20 protein-coding genes are annotated in these 23295 nt (G+C 60.5%); 7 read left to right on the plus strand and 13 right to left on the minus strand.

All coding sequences use genetic code 11. The features are described 5' to 3' along the window. The first annotated feature begins 31 nt into the window (after positions 1-31). Complete coding sequence (locus tag PMI03_RS19040) at positions 32-715, plus strand: Type 1 glutamine amidotransferase-like domain-containing protein (RefSeq protein ID WP_007696377.1); 684 nt, start codon at positions 32-34, stop codon at positions 713-715. A gap of 95 nt (positions 716-810) precedes the next feature. Here PMI03_RS19040 and dksA read toward each other — a convergent pair whose 3' ends face one another. Then, on the minus strand, positions 811-1230 hold the full coding sequence (dksA, locus tag PMI03_RS19045) for an RNA polymerase-binding protein DksA (protein ID WP_007696378.1): 420 nt from the start codon (positions 1228-1230) through the stop codon (positions 811-813). A 280-nt stretch (positions 1231-1510) separates the two neighbouring features. Here dksA and PMI03_RS19050 point away from each other — a divergent pair, with 280 nt between their 5' ends. From PMI03_RS19050 to PMI03_RS19065, 4 genes are all read left to right on the plus strand, one after another. Next, a complete protein-coding gene (locus PMI03_RS19050; protein WP_007696379.1) occupies positions 1511-2002 on the plus strand; it encodes a histidine phosphatase family protein in 492 nt (163 codons plus the stop codon). A 126-nt stretch (positions 2003-2128) separates the two neighbouring features. After that, entirely contained in the window at positions 2129-3604 is a 1476-nt protein-coding gene (locus PMI03_RS19055; RefSeq protein WP_007696380.1) for a YcjX family protein, read from the plus strand. Then, positions 3601-4689 (plus strand): YcjF family protein, encoded by a 1089-nt coding sequence (locus PMI03_RS19060; RefSeq protein ID WP_007696387.1) that lies wholly within the window; start codon positions 3601-3603, stop codon positions 4687-4689. Before PMI03_RS19055 ends, PMI03_RS19060 begins: the two co-directional genes overlap by 4 nt. A 112-nt stretch (positions 4690-4801) precedes the next feature. After that, positions 4802-5353 carry a hypothetical protein gene (locus tag PMI03_RS19065; protein ID WP_007696389.1) on the plus strand — a complete coding sequence of 184 codons (552 nt, stop codon included), beginning with the start codon at positions 4802-4804 and terminating at the stop codon, positions 5351-5353. A gap of 64 nt (positions 5354-5417) precedes the next feature. Here PMI03_RS19065 and folK read toward each other — a convergent pair whose 3' ends face one another. The 3 genes from folK to folP are packed head-to-tail and all read right to left on the minus strand — an operon-like array spanning position 5418 to position 7085. Further along, the gene (gene folK / locus PMI03_RS19070) at positions 5418-5945 is read right to left on the minus strand and encodes a 2-amino-4-hydroxy-6-hydroxymethyldihydropteridine diphosphokinase (RefSeq protein ID WP_007696391.1); all 528 of its coding nucleotides are present in this window, start codon (positions 5943-5945) and stop codon (positions 5418-5420) included. Then, positions 5929-6291, minus strand: coding sequence for a dihydroneopterin aldolase (folB, locus tag PMI03_RS19075; RefSeq protein WP_007696397.1), 363 nt, complete (start codon positions 6289-6291; stop codon positions 5929-5931). The genes folK and folB overlap by 17 nt, the downstream gene beginning before the upstream one ends. A 5-nt stretch (positions 6292-6296) precedes the next feature. Further along, on the minus strand, positions 6297-7085 hold the full coding sequence (gene folP, locus PMI03_RS19080; protein ID WP_309574431.1) for a dihydropteroate synthase: 789 nt from the start codon (positions 7083-7085) through the stop codon (positions 6297-6299). 177 nt (positions 7086-7262) lie between these two features. Here folP and PMI03_RS19085 point away from each other — a divergent pair, with 177 nt between their 5' ends. Then, on the plus strand, positions 7263-7883 hold the full coding sequence (locus PMI03_RS19085) for a DUF922 domain-containing Zn-dependent protease (RefSeq protein WP_007696401.1): 621 nt from the start codon (positions 7263-7265) through the stop codon (positions 7881-7883). Positions 7884-8258: 375 nt separating this feature from the next. Here PMI03_RS19085 and PMI03_RS19090 read toward each other — a convergent pair whose 3' ends face one another. Both PMI03_RS19090 and PMI03_RS19095 read right to left on the minus strand, forming a co-directional pair. Continuing rightward, positions 8259-8579 (minus strand): 2Fe-2S iron-sulfur cluster-binding protein, encoded by a 321-nt coding sequence (locus PMI03_RS19090; RefSeq protein ID WP_007696403.1) that lies wholly within the window; start codon positions 8577-8579, stop codon positions 8259-8261. 149 nt (positions 8580-8728) lie between these two features. Continuing rightward, complete coding sequence (locus tag PMI03_RS19095; protein WP_007696404.1) at positions 8729-9097, minus strand: Hpt domain-containing protein; 369 nt, start codon at positions 9095-9097, stop codon at positions 8729-8731. A 493-nt stretch (positions 9098-9590) separates the two neighbouring features. On the opposite strand from PMI03_RS19095, the gene PMI03_RS19100 reads away from it, so the two are divergent. After that, the gene (locus PMI03_RS19100) at positions 9591-16268 is read left to right on the plus strand and encodes a membrane protein (protein ID WP_007696411.1); all 6678 of its coding nucleotides are present in this window, start codon (positions 9591-9593) and stop codon (positions 16266-16268) included. 105 nt (positions 16269-16373) lie between these two features. On the opposite strand, the gene PMI03_RS19105 is transcribed toward PMI03_RS19100, so the two are convergent. The 7 genes from PMI03_RS19105 to PMI03_RS19135 form a co-directional block, all read right to left on the minus strand. Continuing rightward, complete coding sequence (locus PMI03_RS19105; RefSeq protein WP_007696413.1) at positions 16374-16925, minus strand: GNAT family N-acetyltransferase; 552 nt, start codon at positions 16923-16925, stop codon at positions 16374-16376. Between the two features lie 20 nt (positions 16926-16945). Beyond that, complete coding sequence (locus PMI03_RS19110) at positions 16946-17827, minus strand: alpha/beta fold hydrolase (protein WP_007696415.1); 882 nt, start codon at positions 17825-17827, stop codon at positions 16946-16948. A 188-nt stretch (positions 17828-18015) separates the two neighbouring features. Continuing rightward, entirely contained in the window at positions 18016-18345 is a 330-nt protein-coding gene (locus PMI03_RS19115; RefSeq protein WP_007696423.1) for an RcnB family protein, read from the minus strand. Between the two features lie 210 nt (positions 18346-18555). Then, entirely contained in the window at positions 18556-20166 is a 1611-nt protein-coding gene (locus PMI03_RS19120) for a glycoside hydrolase family 43 protein (protein WP_007696425.1), read from the minus strand. 106 nt (positions 20167-20272) lie between these two features. Next, on the minus strand, positions 20273-21304 hold the full coding sequence (mgrA, locus tag PMI03_RS19125) for an L-glyceraldehyde 3-phosphate reductase (RefSeq protein ID WP_007696427.1): 1032 nt from the start codon (positions 21302-21304) through the stop codon (positions 20273-20275). Between the two features lie 69 nt (positions 21305-21373). After that, positions 21374-22507, minus strand: a complete 1134-nt coding sequence (locus tag PMI03_RS19130; RefSeq protein WP_007696429.1) for a Gfo/Idh/MocA family protein — start codon at positions 22505-22507, stop codon at positions 21374-21376. An 11-nt stretch (positions 22508-22518) separates the two neighbouring features. Then, on the minus strand, positions 22519-23280 hold the full coding sequence (locus PMI03_RS19135) for a sugar phosphate isomerase/epimerase (protein WP_007696432.1): 762 nt from the start codon (positions 23278-23280) through the stop codon (positions 22519-22521). Between the last annotated feature and the right edge of the window lie 15 nt (positions 23281-23295).

The raw sequence follows: 23295 nt of genomic DNA on the forward strand, positions 1-23295 counted from the left end.
CGTCGGATCTATCGGCGGGAGCACGACAATCATGAGACTATATCTGTCATCCTACCGGCTGGGCGGCCATGAAGACCGCCTGTTGGAGTTGCTGCAAGGCGGTCGACGGGCAGCGATCATTGAGAATGCGCTTGACTACATTCCCGACGAAGCGCGCAGAAAATACCAGGCCACCGTCTACGATCCGAAAGGAGAGTTTTCGGACTTGGGCATCGCGGCGGAATCTCTCGATCTGAGGCACTATTTCGGAGATCCTGATGGCCTCGAAACGACCTTGGACAAATTCGATCTCGTATGGGTTCTCGGTGGAAATTCTTTCCTACTGAGGCGCGCCATGAAGCAAAGCGGCTTTGATCACGTCATCGCCCGCCTGCTGCGTGACGACGCAATTGTCTATGGCGGGTTCAGCGCCGGAGCCGTCGTGATGGCACCGACGCTAAAGGGGATCGATCTCATGGATGATCCCGAACAGCTTGCCGCCGACTATGATCCCGAGATCGTCTGGGAAGGACTGGGGATTGTGGATTTCTCGATTGTCCCACACTATCGATCAGCTCATTCCGAGCGGGAAACGGCAGAGAACGCCGTCCGCTTTTTCGAGCAAAGCGCAATGCCGTTCCGGGCGATATCGGACGGTGAAGTGATCGTCGTCAAAGATGGAACAATTACTTTGCTTCCCATCTCGGTGCTCTCGTCACAAGTATCCGAGAACTGAGAATTCCAATCAATGCCCAGCTGAACGCAAAAAGGCACGACGGAGATTTTCGTCGTGCCTTTATTTTTTGCAGTCCGATTTTAGCCGGACAGTGACTATTCGTCTTTATAAACTTTTTCGCGGCGCTCGTGGCGTTCCTGTGCTTCGATCGACAGGGTAGCGATCGGACGAGCATCCAGGCGCTTCAGGCCGATCGGCTCACCGGTTTCCTCACAGTAACCGTAGGTGCCTTCATCGATGCGTTGCATAGCTGCATCGATTTTCGAGATCAGCTTGCGCTGACGGTCCCGAGCCCGGAGTTCGATGGCTCTGTCGGTTTCCGAAGAAGCCCTGTCGGCCAGATCTGGGTGGTTTGCGCTTTCTTCGGCCAAATGCTCGAGCGTTTCGCGCGCTTCTCTTAGGATATCATTCTTCCAGGCTACTAACTTTGCTCGAAAGTAGGCCCGCTGACGCGAATTCATGAACTCCTCGTTTTCCGAGGGCACATACTCGCTAAGATCGATCTTCTCACTCAACGCGATTCTCCTGAAGAACATCTCATATGGCGGGGTGTATATCCCAACCGATAGTATCGGTTCAAGCCAAATAGACGCTGTAAACTGATTTTTAATTTTGTCATAAAATTCGGCTAACAGTCTATTTTTTCATCATATTCTTGCGATATCGAAATTGTGCTGTTGCCGTAACCTTCGCGTGAGGGGTCGCTAAGTCCCCGTATCACCAATAGTTACGCAGTTGACGGCGCATGGGATGAAACGATACGTCAAGGGATAAATCCAGCATGGGAATTTCGCCATGACCAGCATCTCACCGCCGCCCTCCAGGATTTACCTGTTGCGTCATGCCCAGGCTCAGCACGCCGCCCCCGGCCAGCGGGATTTCGACCGACCGCTGAGCGATAACGGCTATGCAGCGGCCGAGATCGTTGCCGACAAGGCCGCCGACAAGGACTACAAGCCCGATCTCGTCATTTCCTCGACGGCGCTACGCTGCCGCCAGACCGCCGACGCGGTCCGCCGCGCCATGACCCCGCCTCCTGAATTGCGTTTCGTCGACGCGCTCTATAATGCGACGCTGGACGTCTATCTGGAAATCATCTCCTCGCAGACGACCGAGGACTCCGTGATGCTGGTCGGCCACAACCCGGTCATCGAGCAGACGCTCGAAGCCCTGATCGGCCATGATGCGCTGGTCACCGCCCTGCCCGGCGGCTTTCCGACCGCCGGTCTCGCCGTGATCGACGCCACATCCTCAGGCTGGATCCTCACGGAATTCATCACCGAATAGGGCCAGTTGGAAAATATCAGGCCAGGCGATGATTTAGCGAGTTTTGATCTATAAAGCCCGCTCATCTTTTCGGCGCTTGCATTGCTTCCTATATTGACGACCACGCTGTCATTCAGGGATCCCGCCTTGCCGCCAAGCCTGACCTCCTTCACGGACGACGCCCGGATCGCCTTCGACAACCTCGTCGACCGCACAACCGGCCTCGTCAATCCGACCATTCGTCTTGGCGTCACCGGCCTGTCGCGCTCGGGCAAGACCGTCTTCATCTCCTCCCTCGTACATAATCTCCTGAACGGCGGACGACTGCCGCTGTTCGAGCCGGTGCAATCCGGCCGCGTCTCTGCCGTTCGCCTGGAACCGCAACCGGACGACGCCGTGCCGCGCTTCCAGTATGAGGATCACATCCGCGCGCTGGTGAAAGAGCGCATCTGGCCGGATTCGACGCGAGCGATCTCGGAATTGCGCATCACGCTGGATTATCAGAGCGCCAGCGGCTGGAACCGGCTGTTCTCGCCCGGCCGCCTTTCCATCGATATCGTCGACTATCCCGGCGAATGGCTGCTCGATCTGCCGCTGCTCGCCAAGGATTACCGCACCTTCAGCGAGGAAACGCTGGCGCTGGCGCAGACTGGCGTGCGCGCCGAACTCTCTCAAAAATGGCTAGCGCTGACGCAAGCGACCGACATTGCCGCACCAGCGGACGAAATGACGGCGCGCGACCTCGCCACCGCCTTTGCCGACTATCTCAAGGCCTGCAAATCCGACGAGCGCTCGCTATCGACCTTGCCGCCCGGCCGCTTCCTGCTTCCCGGCGATCTCGACGGCTCGCCGGCGCTCACTTTCGCTCCGTTGATACCGGCGAGTGAAACGATCGCGCAGAAGGGCTCGCTCTGGGCAATGATGGAGCGACGCTACGAGGCCTATAAATCCGTCGTGGTCAAACCCTTCTTCCGCGAACATTTCGCCCGGCTGGACCGGCAGATCGTGCTTGTCGACGCGTTGCAGGCGATCAACCGCGGTCCGGAAGCAGTGCAGGATCTCGAGCGCGCATTGACCGATGTGCTTGCCTGTTTCCGTCCCGGCACCAATTCCTTGCTGTCGTCCCTGCTCGGCCGCCGCATCGACCGCGTATTGGTCGCCGCGACCAAGGCCGATCACCTCCACCATGAAAGCCATGACAGGCTGGAAGCTTTGACGCGCCGGCTGGTGGAACGTGCCATCGACCGCATCGGCATGGCCGGCGCCGGCATCGACGTCATGGCCATTGCTTCGGTGCGCGCCACACGCGAGGCAATGGTGAAACGCGATGGGCAAACCCTGCCAGTCATCGTCGGGACGCCCATGGATGGAGAAACGATTGGTGGCGAGCGCTTCGACGGTAATCGCAAGACGGCGGTCTTTCCCGGCGACCTGCCGGAAAATCCGCAATGGCTGTTCGATGCGCTTGACCCCGGCGCGACAAATGTCCATCTGCCCGAGGTGAATGTGGTCCGCTTCCGTCCGCCAGAACTGGACGAGACCGGCGGCGGCATTAAACTCTCCGTGCCGCATATCCGCCTCGACCGCGCCATGCAGTTCCTGTTCGGAGACCGCCTCGCATGACGAAGCCGACAGAAGACGATCCAAAAGGCATTTCCCGCCGTCCCGCCGCCTTTTCGCTGGAGCAAGAGGCGTCAAGGGAAGGTGCCCACATCAAAACGACAGCAGAGACGCCGCGCCGCAAGCCGCAGAGCTTCGACACTGAGATCGTTCTGACGCCGGATGAGGAAGACCCTTTCCTCAATCCCGCCCTGACAGCATCGGATGCAGAAGCCGCCATTGCCGCACCGCGCCGCCGCAGATTCTCCTTCGGCAAGGTCGCCCTCAGCGCCTTCGGCATTCTGGTGTCGCTCGCGTTCGGCCTGTGGACCGATGAATTGATTCGCAATCTGTTCAGCCGCGCCGACTGGCTGGGCTATACGGCATTGACCGTGCTCGCCATCGGCATCCTTGCGGTCCTTGCCATCGTCGTGCGTGAAACGGCCGGCATGATGCGGCTAGCGGCGGTGCAGACCATCAAGGCGGAAGCAGACGCCGCCGTTGTGGAGACGCGCCCGACGCGCGCGAAAGCGCTGGTCCAGCGTCTCTGCACTCTCCTCGAAGCCAATCCGGCAACGGCAAAGGGTCGCGCCACGCTGAAAGCCGCCGAAGACGATATCATCGACGCGCCGCACCTCATCGACCTTGCCGAACGCGAACTGCTCGGCCCGCTCGACCGCAGCGCCCGCGTGCTCATTCTCGGCGCGTCGAAACGCGTCTCCGTCGTCACCGCCGTCAGCCCACGCGCGCTGGTGGATATTCTCTACGTCCTCTACGAATCAGCCAAATTGGTCCGCGCCATGGCGGAGCTTTATGGCGGCAGGCCCGGCGGGCTCGGCATGCTCAAGCTGATGCGAGATGTGCTCGCCCACCTCGCCGTAACCGGCTCCATCGCCGTTGGCGACAGCATCGTACAGCAGTTGATCGGCCATGGCCTGGCCTCGAAACTCTCGGCTCGACTGGGCGAAGGCGTCGTCAACGGCATGATGACAGCACGCATCGGCATCGCCGCCATGGATCTCTGCCGACCCCTATCCTTCAAGGCATTGAAACGGCCGGGCATCGGTGATTTCGTCGGTGATCTCGCCCCGAACATCACCGGTCGCTGAATGCTGTAGACGCCCCCAAAAGCGGCTTTCTCCTGCATAAGAAACCAAGCATTAACCATTCTAAGGCAAAAGTGGACACTAGTTTCAGGTTCCTCTTCGTTAGGGAATGTCCATGCTTTCGCGCCAGTTTCTTCTTGTTAGCGGCTTTGCCGCCGCGGCCCTTTCCTTAGGTGCCTGGGTACATTCAGCCGATGCTGGATCCCGTGATAAGGCCTTCTTCCAGTCCGTCGCCGGCTCCTGGCGCGGCCCGGGCGAAATCGTCGCCGGCAAATACAAGGGCACGAAGTTCACTTGCAATCTGACAGGTCAGGCGCTCGACAGCGGCACGACCGGCGTCAAGCTCGACGGCACCTGCCGCGTCGGCGTCTTCCAGCAGCCGATGTCGGCCGAAATCACCCAGAATGGCGGCAGCTATAATGGCAAGTTCCTGGACGGGGCGGCAGGCAAGGGCCTCGACATCACATCAGGCACAGTCAGCGACGGCACGGTTGTCCTCGGCCTCAACCGCCAGAAGCTGAACGGTGCCATGATCGCCCGCGTTACCGACAACAAGTCGATGAACGTCACGATCTCGGTCAAGGTCGGCGAACAGATGGTGCCGGTGATCGGCGTCACGCTTCAGCGCGCCGATGTCGACCAGATGGCCGTGGGCTCGATCCAGTAAGATACTGGCCTATCGTTATTCATGAAAAAGCCGGCATTGATATGCCGGCTTTTTGTTTCCCAGTTCAGACCGAACGCCACCAGTCGCGGTTTTCATCGGCGATCTCGATCCCCTGCACGTCCACTGCGCCCAGCCAATCCTTCACCGCTCGTCCCTTGACCAAGAGGTCGGCGGCAAAATCCGCAAGCGGCATCAGCACAAAGCCCCGTTCTGTCATGCGCGGATGCGGGATCGTCAGCAGTGGTTCGACCTGCTCGATATCGCCATAGGTCAGAACATCGATGTCGATCGTGCGCGGCCCCCAGCGCTCTAGGCGCACCCGCTTCATCTCGCGCTCGATATTCAGGCAGACATCGAGCAGTGCTTCCGGCGGCAACGTCGTATCGACAGCGGCGCAGGAATTATAGAAGAAGGATTGATCGGTCTTACCCCATGGCGGCGTGCGATAGACCCGCGACACCGCGGCAACACGGCAATCATCGCGCGCGTCCAGCGTCCGCAAGGCAAGCGCCATGGCCCGCACGGGATTGTCGAGGTTGCCGCCGAGGCCGAGAGTGGCGCGCGAAAAACCAGGTTCAGGCAAAGTGTTCAACGCTCACCTGCACATAATCAAGAACGCCCGGAACCGGCGCATTCGGCTTGCGCACGGTGATCTTCGCCCGACGGATGTTCGGAAACCGCCGACACAGTTCCTTGGCGACGTCGAGCGCCAGCGCCTCGATCAGATAGCGGCGGCGGCCGGTGACGATTTCCTCGATGACGCTGAAGGCGATGCCGTAATTGACTGTATCGCCGATCGAATCCCGATCCAGCGCATCGCCGCCATCGACATCAAGTTCGGCATCGACGAAGAAGCGCTGGCCGAGGAACTCCTCTTCATCATGCACGCCATGGCGGGCAAAGAAGGCACAGTTCTGAAGGGTGATGGTGTAGATCATATCGCTTATGGCGTCCTGCCGCCTAATTTCGCCCGTGTCCTAAGGATAGCATCCGCGACCGCCAGTGCATCCCTGTTAATTGCGACATTGTGTACCCGAAAAATCGCAGCGCCCTGCAAACGCAATATGGCGCTGGTCGCCGCCGTCCCCACATCACGCTCCGATGCGTCGCGCCCGGTGACGGCGCCGACAAAGCGCTTGCGCGATGTGCCCGCCAGCAGAGGCAATTCGAAGCGCAGCAGCGCGGTGAAGCGCGCCATCAGCTCCAGATTCTCCTCGGTATCCTTGGCAAAACCGAAGCCGGGATCGAGTACGATATTCTGTCTGGCCACGCCCCCCGCAGCGGCGATATCGAGTGATCGGCTCAGAAACAGCACCTGATCGTCGATGACATCGGTGAGTTTCTGCCGTTCGCGGCCGGTGTGCATGATGCAGAGCCCCGCGCCCGTCTGCGCCGCCAATGCGGCGATCTCCGGCTCACGCTGCAGACCGAAGACGTCGTTGACGATATGCGCGCCGGCGCCGATCGCCAACCGTGCTGTATCGGCGCGATAGGTGTCTATGGAGATCAGCGCATCCGTCTTGCCACGCAGCGCCTCGATGACCGGCAGTACCCGCCCCTGCTCTTCCGTGGCACTGACGGCGTCCGCGTTCGGCTTGGTCGACTCCCCACCGATATCGATAATATCAGCACCCTCTTCGACGCAGGCAAGCGCATGGGCGACCGCCGCATCGACAGCCTCATAGTGTCCGCCGTCGGAAAAGGAATCCGGCGTCACGTTGACGATCGCCATGATAACGCTGTGCTCGCCAAGGTCGAGCCTGCGCCCGTGTGCGACATGCCAGCTATGGCTGCGAAGCTCCGTCACGAACCGTCCATCCCATTGAAAATGAAAAAACCTCGCGCCCGATATTGCGCTCGCAGTGGCTATGCCGCAAGCTTGATAGAAGTTCAACTGGTAGCAGCATGAATGCCGTTTGCATCCCGCCACATCCGCGTTCCGATCATCCTGTTGCTTCTGTGCGGCATTTGCGATGTGGCGAAAGCGGAGGTGATCGCCCGCAAATCCGTCTCCTATTTCGACATCAAGGGCAATAGCGCCGATACGCTCGACGCGGCGCTGAATGCGCGCGGGCCGGTTGCCATGGGCTCCAGCAGCCATCATCCAGGGGCCACAAAAATCCGCTTCGGCGGTAATGCCACCTATGAGCAAAGAGACGGGCGTTGCCATATCGCCGGCGTCAAGATCACGGTCGATACCGAAATCATCCTGCCGCGCTGGCGCGACCGCCGAAATGCAAGCCGGCAACTCTCAATGATCTGGGACACGCTCTCGGACGACATTCGACGCCACGAGGACCGGCATGTGGATATCGCACGCCAGCATGCACGCCGGATGGAACAAGGAATCCTCGCTCTACGGCCGGCCAGGGATTGCGATACGCTGCAGGACAGGGCAAACGACGTCACCGCCCGGGAAACCGAGCTTCATGACAAGGACCAGGCTCGATTCGACCGAATCGAAGCACTGAATTTCCAGAATCGCATGCAACGACTGCTGACCTACCGCAGCCAGCGGCGCGGCGAATAACGGTCACTGAGGCAGTTTTCCACCAAAATCACGCTTTAATCACAGCCACCTGTGTGAAAACTGTCACTATTAGCTGTGAATCGTTCACCGGTTTTGCTCTTTGAACTTTACGAGAATCTAAAACAGGTTCTTCCTAGTAGTCACAGCGCTGATCCGATTCTGGTGGATCGAAATTGCGAAAAAGAAAAAGCTTTTCGCATAGACCTGTCAGAGTTCTATTCTTGAATGCACATATCCAGGTGTTCTCCTGGCGCGTCCTGAAACCACAGGTGTTTCCTCCCTTGCCTGTTGGTGATGCGCCCGCCTTGCCTCGCTCGCTGCGACAAGCTGAGCGAGGCATCTTTTTGTCAACCGCATCGAAAGATCGCCTGTTTATCAGGCCTGACGTTCGGGAACGTGCACGACGAGACCGTCGAGCGCCTGCGTCATCTTGATCTGACAGGAGAGCCGCGAGCTCGGACGGACGTCGAAAGCGAAGTCCAGCATGTCCTCTTCCATCGGCGCCGGACCGCCGACCTTCTCCACCCAGTCATCATCGACATAGACATGACAGGTGGCACAAGCACAGGCGCCGCCGCATTCGGCATCAACGCCAGGAACGGAGTTGCGAACAGCATTCTCCATCACTGTAGAGCCATCGTCGGCATTGAGGTCAAAACGCGTGCCGTCGAAAGCGACGATGGTCAGTTTGGTCATGTGAATGAATTCCGGTATTCGTGTGTGAAGGATGATCCGGAATTTTTCTTCCACCAATTCCCGGAGGCAGTCAACATTAGCGCCGCCGAAACGGCGGAAACCGTTTGGCGGCGCAATGACGAGAATCCTTGGTTTCCGGCCGTCTCAGGTCAACGCGACAGCTTGAGAATGAAATTCTCAGCCTCGATGACGCTGGCGGTCACCGTCGCCATGCAGGAGGCGTCACCCGCCTTGTTCTCCAGTGCGCTGGCGGCATCGGCTACTTTAAAGGCGCCAACCGCACTGGCAGCTCCCTTAAGCTTGTGCGACGCGGCCCTTACACGCTTGCCGTCGCCGCTGCTGATTTCCTGCAGACAGGAGCGCGCCTGCCGGGCAAACATCTGGAGCACTTCCACTTCCAGTGCCTTGTCGCCCATCGTCTGCTTCGCCAGATGAACCAGGTCGATCGCCCGCTCCCGCGACGGCGCCGCGCCCCGCGAATTATCCGGGGCTTCGAACGCGATATTCAATGCTGCCATGTGCCAACTCTCCCGTCTTATATATCTATGACTTCTTAGGGATCTGCCGCATGCTTGCGGCCTGCTGATGGCCATCGAGTTAAATTTTGGCACATTCAGGGCGCAAATCTCCCGACATGGTTAATGCGCGTTAAACATGGCTGAATTATTAGACTTTCGCCCGGTTCCTCGGGCAAAAAATGTTAACAACAGCTTAATGTCGTGATGGGCCGGCAGTGGAATTAATTGTCACGCCTAGGGGAATGTGTCACTACGATACTGTTAAATTGGGTTTATGGCACACGCCTTTGCCCAGGGAGTGGATAGTGGTAATGTTTTCATACCATCCGTTTGATAAAGCGGGTATCCACCCTGAAATGTAATGGGAAATCCATCTCGACAGCAGTCGAAGACGGGTGACCTCGCGGGAGGCAGGGTTCGTCTTTTCCGGACGTGGCGGATTTTCCGGAAAAGACACGGCAGGCCCGATTGAGTTGTAACGAGGCGTAACCGTATGGCGAACAAAAAGTACATCGAGTCGATCGAGGACAAAGCCTTTCAGGCATTGGACGAAGCTTTACAGATCGATTTCAGTGAGGATAGCTTGGAGTCTCGCGGCGGATCAACGCCAGATGCCCCGGAGGCAATAGTGTCTGAGCCATCGAATCCGCCTGCAACACAGTCCCAGGAAGATACGGCCCGCAAGGCAGCCGCAGCGCGCAGCGCGACCGCAGCAGCGGCCCGCCCGGCCGAAGCGCCGAAAGGCCCGGTTTTTGCTCCGGCCAACGACGCCAACCGCGCCAGCCCGGCGAGCATCCTGAAAGCTCTCGACGGCGGCTCCCAGAGCAATGCCGTTCGCAACGCCACGATCGTCTCGCTGTTCTGGATGATCGGGGGCGCCGGTCTCGCTTTCCTGCTGTACGGCGATCAGATCCGCAACATCCGCACGATTGCCGATCTTGCAGCCCTTCCCGGCGTCATCGCCTGTATCATCGGCATCGTCGTTCCTGTCCTTCTTTTCTACGCCTTCGGCATGATGATTTCGCGCGCCCAGGACATGCGCAACGCCGCCCGCTCCATGGCTGAGGTGGCATTGCGCCTCGTCGAGCCCGAAACCGTCGCCTCCGAACGCATCATGACCGTCGGCCAGGCCGTGCGCCGCGAAGTCTCAGCCATGAACGAAGGCATCGAGCGGACGATCGCGCGCGCCACCGAGCTCGAGACGCTGGTTCACACCGAAGTCAACGCGCTGGAACGCAGCTACGCCGATAACGAGCTGCGCGTGCGCGGCCTTGTGCATGAACTTGGCTCCGAACGCGACGCGATCGTCAACCACGCCGAACGCATTCGTTCGTCGATCGTTGGCGTGCATGAACAGATCCGCGAAGACCTGTCGCTGGCGACCGAGGAAATCGCCGTGCGCCTGTCGACCTCCGGCGAGGCTTTCGCCTCGATGATCGACACACGCGCCGCCACGCTGATGGAAAAATCCGATTCCGCCGTGGAAGCTCTTGGCACTCTGCTGTCCGCCAAGACTGACAGCCTGCTGCAGAACCTCAATGCCTCCGGTTTCGCACTGAGCCAGGAATTTGACTCGCGGCTTGAATCTCTGTCTTCGACCCTGGCCGAACGCGGCAAGGAACTCGTGGGACAGTTCGAGACCCGCGCATCGACGCTCGATGCCAATACCGAGAAGCTCAATACTGCGCTCAACGAACGTGCACGCCAGCTCAACGAAACGCTGGTCGCCCGCACCCGCGAAATCAGCGAGAGCCTGACCGGCAGCGAACGCTCGATCACCGGAACGCTGGATGCCGTCCTCTCCAAGCTGAACAGCAGCCTCGACGAAAAGGGCGCGAGCTTCCGCCAGAGCCTTCAGTCGACCGCCGACGATACCATCATGGATATCGATCTTCGCTCCGGCTTCTTCGAGGAGCGCTTCCAGTCGACGGTTGCGCATCTTTCGACCACCTTCGACGAACGCATCTCCGAATTCACCTCCGCCTTTGACAAGCGCGCCGGCTCGCTGGACAGCAAGCTGTCGGAAAGCCTGGCACGGATCAACGAGACACTGGGCAGCGGCTCGGATGCCATTGACGGCATTCTGACCTCCAGCATCGAGCGCCTTGGCTCGTCGCTGACCGACCAGTCCTTCGCGCTCGCAACGACGTTTGCGACAGGACAGGAAGTTCTGGAAAGCGCGATCGGCGATAGGGCCGGCGCCTTCACGTCCGCTGTGCAGGGCGTGGCACGCGATGTCTCGACGGTCCTCAAGACTGGCACGGATGAGCTCACTTCGGCCTTTGCCGGCCGCTCCGCCGAACTGACCGACACGCTCGCGACCCATTCCAGCGAATTCACCAAAACCGTGCAGACGGCCACCACCGACATCTCCTCTGCCCTCAACAAGGGCACGAGCGAGCTGACCAATACCTTCCTCGGCCGCGCCAACGAGATCAACAACACCCTGTCTGCCCGCACGAGCGAAATCACCCAGGCACTAGGCTCCGCGCATGAGCATGTCGACGCCGTCATGGCCGAGCGCAGCAGCGCGCTGTTCGGCGCCCTCTCCGACCACCAGACGCGCTTCGAGCAGTCTCTGGCAGACCGCTCGGCAGGCATCATCAACGCCGTCAGCGGCACGCATGAAAACCTGACATCGGCCCTCGATGAGCGCACGTCGAAGCTGACAAGTTCGCTTGCCGAAAGCCAGGTTCGTCTCGAAAACACGCTCGCAAGCCGCGCCGACACCTTTGCGAATACCGTCGCCGACACCCATAGCAAGCTCGCAGACACGCTGGACGACAAGGCCATGGCCCTTGCCATCGCGCTCTCTGATGGTCAGTCTCGGATCGAAGACACGCTGAACAACCGTGCCGAGCTCCTGACGAGCACATTGGCCGACACGCACGCCAAGATCGCCGATACGCTTGACGATAAGGCAATGTCGCTGGCTATCGCACTCTCCGATGGCCAATCGCGCATTGAAGACACCTTGAACAGCCGCACCGAGAGCCTGACCAGCACGCTGGCCGACACTCACAGCAAGATTGCCGATACGCTTGACGACAAGGCCATGGCGCTTGCCATTGCGCTCTCTGAGAGCCAGGCACGGCTGGACGACACCGTCGCTGGCCATGCCGAAGCGGTCGCCAATACGCTGGATGGCAAGACCAAGGCGCTCGCCGCCGCATTGACCCACGGCCAGTCGCGCCTTGAGGAAACGCTGGCTCATCGCGCTGAAGCGATCACCAACGCCTTCTCAGGCAACCACAACGCCGTTGCCGACACGCTGGATCAGAAGGCCGTCGCCTTGGCCGCCTCGCTCGCCGATACGCAGGCGCGCCTGGAAAATTCGCTTTCCAGCCGTATGGATGCACTCGCTAATACGGTCGCCGGCACGCATGACAAGATCGTCGGCAGCCTCGACGACAAGACGCTGGCGCTTGCCATCGCACTGTCCGACAACCAGGCCCGGATCGAGGAAACGCTGGCAAACAGCGCGGAAGCAATCACCCAGTCGATCAACCACGGCCATGCCGCGCTGACCGACACGCTCGACGACAAGAGCATGGCATTCGCCATCTCGCTCGCCGAAAACCAGAGCCGCTTCGAAAGCACGCTGGAAGCCCGGGCCAATGCCCTGCTCGACAGCGTTTCCGGCGCGGAATCCCGCGTTGCCGGTGCCTTCGGCGACAAGGCCGACGCCATTCGCGCTGCCTACACCGAAAATCAGGAGCGCCTCGACCGTTCGCTCAGCGCTCATACCGACGCGCTCTCAGGTCTGCTCGGCAGCAGCAGCGACCGTCTCGAAACCGTCGTCGGCGGCTCTGCCGAACGGGTCGAGAAGGCGCTCGGCGCCGGCCTGTCACAGATGGATGAGAACCTTGCTTCCGCCTATGAGCGCATGCGCTCCACTTTGGACGATCGCAGCAACGCCATCAGCGTGACGCTCCGCGACGCCCATGCCCAGATCGACAATACCCTTATGGAACAGGCGACTGCGATCGGAACTTCGATCGCCACAAGCGCCAGTATGCTGGAAATGTCGCTCGAAGATCGCGAAGCTTCGCTGCGCCAGACCATCGACGCCAGCGCAAAGACGCTTGAAGAGCGGCTGCACAGCGGCGCCGGCGATATTGCCGGCCGCATCCAGCAGGCAGCCGGCGATATTGAGCGTTCGGCCGCGAGCTTCTCGGCCAACCTCAACCAGTCGGTCGACGGCATGACCAGCCGCTTCGCCGAGACCGGCTCGCGCGTCGAAGCCAGCCTGTCCGCTCTCGAAAATCGTATCCATGAAGGCGTCGGCGGCGTTGCCGCCCAGGTCGATGCCGCCGGCAACCGTCTGTCCGACACGCTGGCAAGCGGCGCTGCGCGCATCGACAGCAGCGGCGGCGATGCAGCGACCCGCCTCACCTCCGCACTCGACGAGCGTCTGGCAACCTTGGCCGAAGCACTCGACAGCCGTACGACCCATCTGAACCAAGCACTCGAAAGCGGCAGTGCCCGCATCGAAGAACGCCTGTCGACCATGGACCGCGCGCTGAACGTCGGCCTCGAAGCCGTCAACCGCACCATCGAAGGCAAGGCCACCAACCTCGCCACGACGCTGCGCACCGCCGTCGCCGACGCAGCCCAGGGCATGGACAGCGAAGCGACGCGCACGGCCGATCTGCTTGCCCGCACAGGCCAGCAATTCGCCGACGACCTCGGCAACCACAGCGACACCTTCACCCGCGTCATGAGCGAGCGTTCGGAAGAGATCGTCGGCCGCGTCTCCGAAACGCATAATCGCCTGGCAAGCCAGGCCGCCGCCGTCGCTCAGACCTTCTCGGAAGCCGGCAACGCGATCGTCAACAAGGTTGCCGAAGCCGAAACCCTGGTCGGCAACCAGGTCAACGCCATCTCGCAGGCCCTGTCTTCCGCCGAACAGTCGCTGGAAGCCCGTGGCTCTGCCATCCGCAACACGCTTGCCGGCGGCAGCGAGCAGATCGCCTCCACCATGGCGCAGGTCGAGCGCACGCTCGACGAACGCAGCAACGCGATCCGCTCCAACCTGGAAGAGCGCGCCAACGAGATCAATGCGACGCTTGCCGATGTCGACAAGGCTCTGGAAGCCCGCGGCACCTCGATCCGTACCTCGCTCGATGAGCGCACCCGCGAGCTCAACTCCATGCTTGCTGGCCGCTCCACCGAACTGTCGCGTCTGATCGATGAAAAGGCTCGCCCGATCGTCGACCGCTACGCCGCAACCGGCCAGGAAGCAGCAGCGCTGATCTCGCAGGCCGCCCAGGAAAGCACCGACCGCCTGCGTGCGGAAAATGCAGCCCTGATCGATGCCATCGCGTCGCGCACCAACGATACGCTGGCGGCAATCTCCGCCCGCACCGAACATGCCGCCCATACCGTCAGCTCGCTGGAGAACAACCTGCTTGCCAGCGTCAACGGCATCATCGAACGGCTGGCGGACAACAACTCGACCATCGTCGGCATGCTGAACAACGCGGCGCAGGAATTCGCCGCTGTCGATGGCCGCCTCAACGCAACCTCGGCGCAGTTCGCCGACTCCGCATCGAAGGCTGGCGAAATGGTCTCCGCTTCGACCCGTCTCCTCGAAGGCAAGGTCGACAAGCTCGCGGACGTCTCCGGCAAAACACTGTCGCAGGTCGGCGGTATCATCGGTCGCTTCGACGAGCATTCCAAGGTGCTGACACAGGCGTCCCAGCTTCTGGGTGCTGCGCAATCGAACCTGGTCTCGACGCTGGAAGAACGCGAAACCGCGCTGCAGAACCTGTCCATCGGACTGGTGCAGCGCTCGGAAGAGATCGAAAACACCATGCGCGCCCTCGGCAGCATGGTGGAGACCGCCTTCGACCGCGCCGAGCAGCGCTCCAACCAGGTCACCGGCAATCTGCGCCAGGGCGTGCAGTCCTCCTTCGCCGATATCGGCCGCGTTCTTTCCGAAGCGGAAAAGCGCGCCGAAGCAGCAGCAGAGACCATGCGCGGCACGCTGCAGAAGGCCGGCGAGGAAGCCAACCAGTCCATCGAGAGCACATTCGCCAACGCCGAGCGCCGCTCGGGCGATCTGACGAACCGTCTTCGTGGTGGCCTCTCGGCTTCGATCGCCGATGTCGAACAGATGCTCTCCGAAGCCGGCAAGTCCTCGGACGGTGCCGCTCAGCAGCTCCGCGAAACGCTGCGTGTTGCCGTCGACGACGCTGTCGGCCGCTTCTCCGGCGCGACCGATGAAATCCGCCGCTCGGCGGGCGACATTCGCCGGGAGCTCGACCTCACCCGCAGCGAACTGAAGCGCGGTGCCTTCGACCTGCCGGAAGAAGCCAAGGAAAGTGCGGCCGCCATGCGCCGCGCCGTGGCCGAGCAGATCAAGGCCCTGCAGGACATTTCGCAGATCGTCGGTCGCTCGACGCAGCACCTCGAAATCTCCGAGCCGACGGTCCGTGCGTTGACTGAAGCACCGCCGACCCAGCGTCCGCGCCCGGCAGCACCGGCGCCCACAGCTGCTGCTCCTGCTCCCCGGCCCCAGCAACCCGCTCCACAGGCACCCGTCGCTCAGCAGCCTGCCCCGCAACAGCCGGCTCCGCAGCCACAACAGCCCTCGATCGAGGCTCTGGGCCTGCGCGGCACCATCTCCGCCGACCGTCCGGTTGCTCCGCAGCCGCGTCCGACGGAAGCCCCAGTTCCCGCCCGCCAGGAAACGGCTGGCGGCGGCTGGATCAGTGATCTCCTGCGCGGCGCATCGCGCGATGAGGCTGCCGATCTGCAGCCGGCGCGTCAGGCGACGCCCCGCACGCAGACGGAATCGGCGCCCGCAGCACGTAATCCGCGCCATGTGGTGGAATCGCTGAACTCGCTCTCGGTCGACATCGCCCGCGCCATCGACCATGACGCCTCGGTCGACCTGTGGCGCCGCTATCAGCGCGGCGAACGGGATGTTTTCACCCGCCGCCTCTACACGCTGAAGGGCCAGCAGACCTTTGACGAGATCAAGCGCAAGTACGACCGCGAACCGGAATTCCGCACCGCCGTCGATCGCTATATCGCCGACTTCGAAAAGCTGCTGGCGGACGTCGCCCGCACCGACCGCGACCGCACCGTCACCCAGTCCTACCTGACCTCCGACACCGGCAAGGTCTACACCATGCTGGCCCATGCGGCAGGTCGCCTGAACTGATTGGTCAAAGTGATAAGTGAAACAGAAAATCCCCGGTCATTGCGCCGGGGATTTTTGATTCAGACTGGGATGCTCGTTTACGATTCAAAAAAATAATTCAAAATATCAAGGCTTTGGCGGCTCAAGTTCATGCGCGAGCACTCCCATCATAATGTCATCGTGCCAATGCCCGTCAACGAACGCGGTTTCCCGCTCACGGCCCTCGGTAACGAAACCACATTTCTCGTAAGCCCTGATGGCTCGATGATTGTAGGCAAGAACGCGGACACTGATGCGATGTAGTTGCAGCACTCCGAAGGCATAGCCCAATACAAGCTTGATAGCCGTGCTGCCGAACCCACGACCGAGAAATGCCTTGTCGTAGATCCCGATAGCCATTGAAGCCCGTCGATCTCTAAGATCAACACGATCAAGGCGGATTTCGCCTATCAACCTTCCCTCAGCTTCGATTATCCAGGCATGCAGGTGCTGATCGAAGTTCTGAACCCATTTCTCGGCGGCAGCCCTCGTAAGTGGGCTTACATCGTCTCGACTGAGGCCAAACATCACGGCAATATCGACATTCGCTCCTAGCGCAAAGCGCGCATCGATATCGCCTTCGTGAGGTTGACGAAGTCTGACATCGATTCCCTCAAGGTCAGGCGTTGTGCTGCTCATCCGCAAATACCCTCAAAGACCTATAGAAGAGAAAGCACCGCTTCCGCAAAAGCACCTGGTGCCTCCTGCGGTAGATTATGCCCTACGCCAGCTATGATCCGGCGCTCATAAAACGCGGAGAAGTGCGCTGCATCACGGTCAGCCGCTTGCGGCGGATCGACGCCGTCGTCGGCGCCCTGCAATACGATTGTCGGCACGGTGATATCTGGCTGTTTCGCCAGGCGCGCCTCAATTTCCGCGAAAGCCGGATCGCCGGCAATGCCGCCAAATCTGTGACGGTAGGAATGGATGACGACATCGACGAAATCGGGATTGTCGAAGGCGACGGCACTACGGTCAAAGGTCTCGTCGTCAAACGCCCATGTCGGAGACCATAGACGCCAGAGGAGGCGACAGAACCCACGGCGATTTGCGGCAAGTCCTGCCCTGCCGCGCTCCGAGTGGAAATAATATTGGTACCAGTAGCGAAACTCCTCCTCTGGAGAAAGCGGCGCTCCTGCCCTGGCGATGTTCTGGATATTATAGCCGGCACCGCAGCTTACCAGACCACGAACACGCTCCGGCCAGAGCGCAGCAACGATGCAAGCTGCCCTGCCGCCCCAATCATAGCCGCCGAGAATGGCGCTCTCAATCGAGAGCGCATCCATCAAGACCAGCAAATCCGCTCCAAGAGCCGCCTGCTCGCCGGAACGGGGCGTTTCCGCCAAAAGGAAGCGTGTCGGGCCGTAGCCTCGAAGAAACGGGATGATGCAACGCAGCCCCTTGCCCGCCAGTTGTCGTGCAACCTCATCATAGGCATGCACGTCGTAGGGAAAGCCATGGAGCAGCAGGACCGCAGAGCCGTCCTCCGGGCCGATCTCCTCATAGGCAACGTCGAGTACACCGGCAGCGATCTTCTTCATTGCCGCTCCTTTCATCGGGAATGGCCCGATCAAGACGACACTCTTCACCATCAGACCATTGAAAATAAAGAAACCACCTGCGGCGGTCTGCTGCAAGTGGCTTTCGGCTTCGGCCTAATGCCGGCGCTACATGGAGCAAAAGACGGCCCGACGGACCATCCTCCTGCACTTCCGATATCAGTCCGCGCTCAGCGTGCGTTGACCACCTTGGAGATCAAACCACTGGTCATGCCGACGAGCAGGAAGTTATTCTTGATGCGAACCCAGTGATAGCCGCGCGGCGGAGCCGAAAGGTGATGGCGGCGATAATCGACGTTGGCGGCACGGTGGCGGTCGGATGCCGACAAGCGACGACCCGTTACCCAGCCACCCTTGCGAACAACGACCTTCTTCTTGACCACGTCTTTCTTGAGGACAACAACCTGCTTGCTCGCCTGTGCTGCATTAGCCTCGGTGGCCATTGCCAGCGGCGCTGTCAGAACCGAGGCGGCGAGAAGGATGGAAAGGATTTTTCTCATTGGGACGTTTCCTCGATTCGCGATCTGCAAAGGAAGCTTCTATCCCGCAAGAGATGAAGCGAAGCTGACGATTCCATTACATTTTTGTAATAAAAATTAGATGCTTGCCGGGATTTACTGATAAAATGAGTGCGACAACTCATCAACAGTTCGCATCCGAAAGAAATACTGCCTTCCCTTGCAGATGATAATCGGTCAATGATCGGGAAATCAAAGCTCGTCGTAATTGAACCAATCGAAATCGGCCGTCTTTGCCCGGCCCGACGTATCGAAGGCGAACATGCCGACGAAGGCGCCGGTGAAGGAGCCATGCTCGCCGCGCCCGCCCTCATCGGAGATGACGCCGGCATCGAGCACAGGGCCGATCGCCTGCCACGCCCCCATGCCTTCGGCCTGCCAGAAGAATTGTAGGTCGTTGTCGTAGACTTCCATGGCAAGCTGGATGCGCCCATCGGGAATGGCAACACCACCACCGATCGGGAAGGTCAGCCGGCCGTTCGGATAATCGCCCGGGCAGGTCATGATGGTGATGCAGCGGCCGAGCTTTTCATGCAGGGTGACGGCGATCGCGTGCAGCTTGAAGCGATTGTAGTAATGCGTCAGGCCCGCGACCTGCTGATAGGTATCCGGCTGGAATTCGACGACGGTCTCGGCGCGGAAGCTATGGTGCTCCTGCCGGCGGGCGACGAGCGCCTGTTCAAACCACGATCCGATGCTTTCGCGCGCGAACAGGCGCAGATGACCTGATCGATCCGTCAGGCTGAAAATGCGCTCCGGCTGCGGCGTGCGCAGCCATTGGAAATCCGCCGGCAACTTGCCGCCGTCGAAATTATAGCCGCTGCGGCGGGGCTTCTCGATACGCTCGCCGCCGCTCAGGCCGGGCACCTCGACATCGGGAACAGTCGTGCCATTCTCGAGATAGAGCCAGCCGTCGTCCTTCCAGACGCATTTCTGCAGGCTGGTCTCGCGGCCAAGCGTGCAGCGGCGATGCGGCGGCAGCGGGCGGCCGGAGAGATGCGTATGGTAAAACTGCCCATCCGGTGTCTCGACATACTGGCCATGCCCTGCCCGCTGCAAGGCCGCGTCCGGACGATCCTTCGAGGTGATCAAATGCTTGTTCGGATGCAGCTCGTAGGGACCGTCTATATTGCGCGAGCGCGCCATGGTGACAGCGTGGTCATAGCCCGTGCCGCCCTCGGCGGTCGTCAGATAGTACCAGCCGTTGCGCTTGAAGAGGTGCGGGCCTTCGACCAGGCCGAGCTCGGTGCCGGCAAAAATATTCTTGATCGGGCCTTTCAGCGATTTCGTCGCCGCATCCCATTCCTGCAGCAGGATGCCATCGAAAGCCGGCGTCTTCGGCGAACCGCCGTAGCTTTCCGTACGCTGGTTCCATTGCATGTTGACGAACCATTTGCGGCCGTCGTCGTCATGAAAGAGCGACGGGTCGAAGCCCGAGGAATTGACATAGGAAGGCTCGGACCACTCGCCTTCGATCGTTGGCGACGTCACGATGTAGTTATGGGCATCCTTGAAATTGCCGTCGTAGCGCTTGACGTCGGTATAGACCAGCCAGAACAGGCCATCGGCATAGGAAAGGCATGGCGCCCAGATGCCGCAGCTATCGGGCTCGCCGCGCATATCGAGCTGCGAGGCCCGCTCCAGCGGCCGGCGTACCAGTGTCCAGTTCACCAGGTCGCGCGAGTGATGGATCTGAACGCCCGGATACCATTCGAAGGTCGAGGTGGCGATGTAATAATCCTCGCCGACACGGCAGATGGACGGGTCAGGGTTGAAGCCCGGCAGGATCGGGTTGCGGATCATGGGACATCTCCTCCAGAGAACACATCACTATGCGCCGTTCGGACGGCAATAGGAAATCAAGACAAAGAAAAACGCCCGGAACCAGGTCCCGGGCGTTTTTGATTGATCAGTCACGCTCGGCCGACTTGGCCCAGAGATTGATGTCCGCCTCGCGGGCGTAGACATCGATCTCCTTCAGCTCTTCCGCGGTGAATTCGAGATTGTCGAGCGCCTTGACGCAATCGACGATCTGCGACGAGCGGCTGGCGCCGATCAGAGCGGAAGTGATACGGCCGCCGCGCAGAACCCAGGCAATCGCCATCTGCGCCAGCGTCTGACCGCGCTTTTCGGCGATCTGATTGAGCTTCTGGATATTCTCGATGATCGACGGACGAATGAAGTCGCGCTTCAGGAAGTGGTTCTGGGCGGCGCGGCTGTCGCTGGGGATGCCACCGAGATATTTCGTCGTCAGCATGCCCTGGGCAAGCGGCGAGAAGACAATCGAGCCAATGCCCAGATCTTCCAGTGTATCGACCAGACCGTCATCCTCGACCCAGCGGTTGAGCATGGAATAGCTCGGCTGGTGGATCAGGCAAGGCGTGCCGAGTTCCTTCAGAATTTCAGCGGCCTCGCGCGTGCGCTGCGAGTTATAGGAGGAGATACCGACATAGAGCGCCCTGCCCGAACGGACGATATGGTCGAGCGCCGCGCAGGTTTCTTCGAGAGGCGTATCCGGGTCGAAGCGATGGGAATAGAAGATATCGACATAGTCGAGCCCCATGCGCTTCAGGCTCTGGTCGCAGGATGCGATCAGGTACTTGCGGCTGCCCCATTCACCATAGGGACCCGGCCACATGTCGTATCCGGCCTTGGACGAGATGATGAGCTCGTCGCGCAGCCCGGCGAAGTCGGTGCGCAGGATCTCGCCGAAAGCAGTTTCGGCGCTGCCGGGAGGCGGACCGTAATTGTTGGCGAGGTCGAAATGGGTAATGCCGAGATCGAAAGCGGTGCGGCACATGTCGACCTTGCGGTCATGCGGTGTGTCGCCACCGAAATTGTGCCAAAGCCCCAGCGAAACCGCCGGCAGTTTCAGGCCGGAACGGCCTGTTCTGTTGTATTTCATTTTCGCATAGCGGTCAGATGCCGGTTGCCAAGACATGATGCCAATTCCTTTGAGATGAAAAACGCGCGGGCTATCCACCCGCGCGCAAACTAGCTTTTCCTGCGCCTACTTCAAGAGCGCCTGAGCTTCTTCGATGCCAAGAGCTGCCGGCTGCGTGCAGGTCGTGGTCAGATCGATGAAGCGGTTTTCCGCACCCGATTTAAGGATCGAGGTCATCACGTCGACGCCGTGTAGCGTCCGGTCGAGCGAGCAACGCGCGTCGCGCCCGTCGATCAGCGATGCCGCAAGGTCGGCGAGACCGGCCGTGCGGTAGTTGGCGCGCGCGCCGCTCGGGCTTTCCTGGTTGGCGATGCCGAAAGGATGTGCCCAGTCGGCAAGCGGCTTGATGTCCTTGTCGCGGCCGCTGACCTCGACAACGCCACCAAAGAAGTTCGGATCCGGCACGTAGAGCGAGCCCTCGGTGCCGTAGAGCTCCATGTTGGCATGGCGATGCGACCAGACATCCCAGCTCGCCGTCAGCGTCACCGTGGCGCCGCTGACGAATTCCAGCAGCGCCTGGATCGTCGTCGGTGTCTTCACCGGGATGGTCTCCCCGTTGCGTGGCTGGCTGGTGATGGTGCGGGTTTCAGACGCCATCGAGGTCATCGCGCCGACACGCTTGACCGGACCGATGAGGTTGATGAGGTTGGCGACGTAATAAGGGCCGAGGTCGAGGATCGGACCGCCGCCCGGAAGGAAGAAGAAATCCGGGTTTGGGTGCCACATTTCCATGCCCGGGCTCATGACGTGGCAAGTGCCCGACGTCACGCGGCCGATGCCGCCGTCGTCGATGAACTTGCGGGCGAGCTGGTGTGCACCGCCGAGGAAGGTATCGGGAGCGCAGCCGACGGCAAGCCCCTTTTCCTTGGCGATGCGACGCAGTTCCTCACCCTGCTCCAGGGTCAGCACCAGAGGCTTTTCGGAATAGACGTGCTTTCCGGCCTCCAGGATGCGCTTGGAGATCGGGAAATGCGCGTCCGGGATCGTCAGGTTGACGATGACGTCGAGCTCGTCATTGGCGAGCAGTTCGTCCACCGTCTGTGCCTTGACCTGATATTCCTCGGCGCGCAGGCGCGCCGCATCCATGTTGATATCAGCGCAGGCGAGTACCTTCAGGCCCTTGAAGAGCGGAGAGAGCTTGAAATAGGTCGTTGAGATATTGCCGCATCCGAGGATGCCGACGCCAAGTTCCTTAGCCATGGGATAGTGCCTCAGTAGGTCTTGAAGGATGCGATGGAGCGCGTGATCAGACGATCGATATCGCTCGGATTGTCATGCTCGATGACGTAGTGCTTGGCCCTGGTGCCGGCGAGCACCTTCAGCAGCTTCTGCCACGGAACGGTGCCATAGCCGAGGTCGGCCCAGCCGTCTTCGTCCTTGTTTTCACCGGCCGCCGCAATGTCCTTGACGTGAACCGACGTGATGCGCGAGCCAAGCTTTTCGATCCAGGCGAAGGGATCGCCGCCGCCACGGATAACCCAGGCGATATCGGCTTCCCAGGAAATATCCGGAGCGCCTTCGAAGATCTGCTCGATCGGCAGCGAGCCGTCAGCCTGCTTGACGAATTCGAAGTCGTGGTTATGCCAACCGAATTCGAAACCGGCGTCCTTGTAAGGCTTGCTCATCTCCTGCAGGCGCTTGCCGAAAGCGAGCCAGCCGGCCGCATCGGTCGGACGCTGATCGGCGGCCAGATGCGGTGCATAGATCGAATCCATGCCGAGCGTCTTGGCGATCGTCAGCGACTTCTGCACCTGACCGTCGAGGAAGTCCGGGCTGAAATGACCGCTTGCCATTACCAGGCCGTTCTTGTCCAGCTCGGCGCGCAGGCTCTTGAGGCCGGTCTCGTCGAGATCGGCATAGATGCCGCCAAAGCCTTCGACTTCCGCATAGCCGGCCTTGCCGAGCTTTACGAATATGTCGGAATAGGGCTGAAAATTGCGGGCGCTATAAATCTGAAATCCAAGTTTCGTCATCGTCATGCTCTCCAT

This window comes from Rhizobium sp. AP16, assembly GCF_000281735.1.
Lineage (GTDB): Bacteria > Pseudomonadota > Alphaproteobacteria > Rhizobiales > Rhizobiaceae > Rhizobium > Rhizobium rhizogenes.

What these genes read in the sequence shown, in the direction of transcription:
- PMI03_RS19040 (WP_007696377.1), top strand. Translation starts at nt 32, where the DNA reads ATGAGACTATATCTGTCATCCTACCGGCTGGGCGGCCATGAAGACCGC.
- PMI03_RS19050 (WP_007696379.1), top strand. Translation starts at nt 1,511, where the DNA reads ATGACCAGCATCTCACCGCCGCCCTCCAGGATTTACCTGTTGCGTCAT.
- PMI03_RS19060 (WP_007696387.1), top strand. Translation starts at nt 3,601, where the DNA reads ATGACGAAGCCGACAGAAGACGATCCAAAAGGCATTTCCCGCCGTCCC.
- PMI03_RS19065 (WP_007696389.1), top strand. Translation starts at nt 4,802, where the DNA reads ATGCTTTCGCGCCAGTTTCTTCTTGTTAGCGGCTTTGCCGCCGCGGCC.
- folB (WP_007696397.1), bottom strand. Translation starts at nt 6,291, where the DNA reads ATGATCTACACCATCACCCTTCAGAACTGTGCCTTCTTTGCCCGCCAT.
- folP (WP_309574431.1), bottom strand. Translation starts at nt 7,085, where the DNA reads ATGGCGATCGTCAACGTGACGCCGGATTCCTTTTCCGACGGCGGACAC.
- PMI03_RS19085 (WP_007696401.1), top strand. Translation starts at nt 7,263, where the DNA reads ATGCCGTTTGCATCCCGCCACATCCGCGTTCCGATCATCCTGTTGCTT.
- PMI03_RS19090 (WP_007696403.1), bottom strand. Translation starts at nt 8,579, where the DNA reads ATGACCAAACTGACCATCGTCGCTTTCGACGGCACGCGTTTTGACCTC.
- PMI03_RS19095 (WP_007696404.1), bottom strand. Translation starts at nt 9,097, where the DNA reads ATGGCAGCATTGAATATCGCGTTCGAAGCCCCGGATAATTCGCGGGGC.
- PMI03_RS19100 (WP_007696411.1), top strand. Translation starts at nt 9,591, where the DNA reads ATGGCGAACAAAAAGTACATCGAGTCGATCGAGGACAAAGCCTTTCAG.
- PMI03_RS19105 (WP_007696413.1), bottom strand. Translation starts at nt 16,925, where the DNA reads ATGAGCAGCACAACGCCTGACCTTGAGGGAATCGATGTCAGACTTCGT.
- PMI03_RS19110 (WP_007696415.1), bottom strand. Translation starts at nt 17,827, where the DNA reads ATGAAGAAGATCGCTGCCGGTGTACTCGACGTTGCCTATGAGGAGATC.
- PMI03_RS19115 (WP_007696423.1), bottom strand. Translation starts at nt 18,345, where the DNA reads ATGAGAAAAATCCTTTCCATCCTTCTCGCCGCCTCGGTTCTGACAGCG.
- PMI03_RS19120 (WP_007696425.1), bottom strand. Translation starts at nt 20,166, where the DNA reads ATGATCCGCAACCCGATCCTGCCGGGCTTCAACCCTGACCCGTCCATC.
- mgrA (WP_007696427.1), bottom strand. Translation starts at nt 21,304, where the DNA reads ATGTCTTGGCAACCGGCATCTGACCGCTATGCGAAAATGAAATACAAC.
- PMI03_RS19130 (WP_007696429.1), bottom strand. Translation starts at nt 22,507, where the DNA reads ATGGCTAAGGAACTTGGCGTCGGCATCCTCGGATGCGGCAATATCTCA.
- PMI03_RS19135 (WP_007696432.1), bottom strand. Translation starts at nt 23,280, where the DNA reads ATGACGAAACTTGGATTTCAGATTTATAGCGCCCGCAATTTTCAGCCC.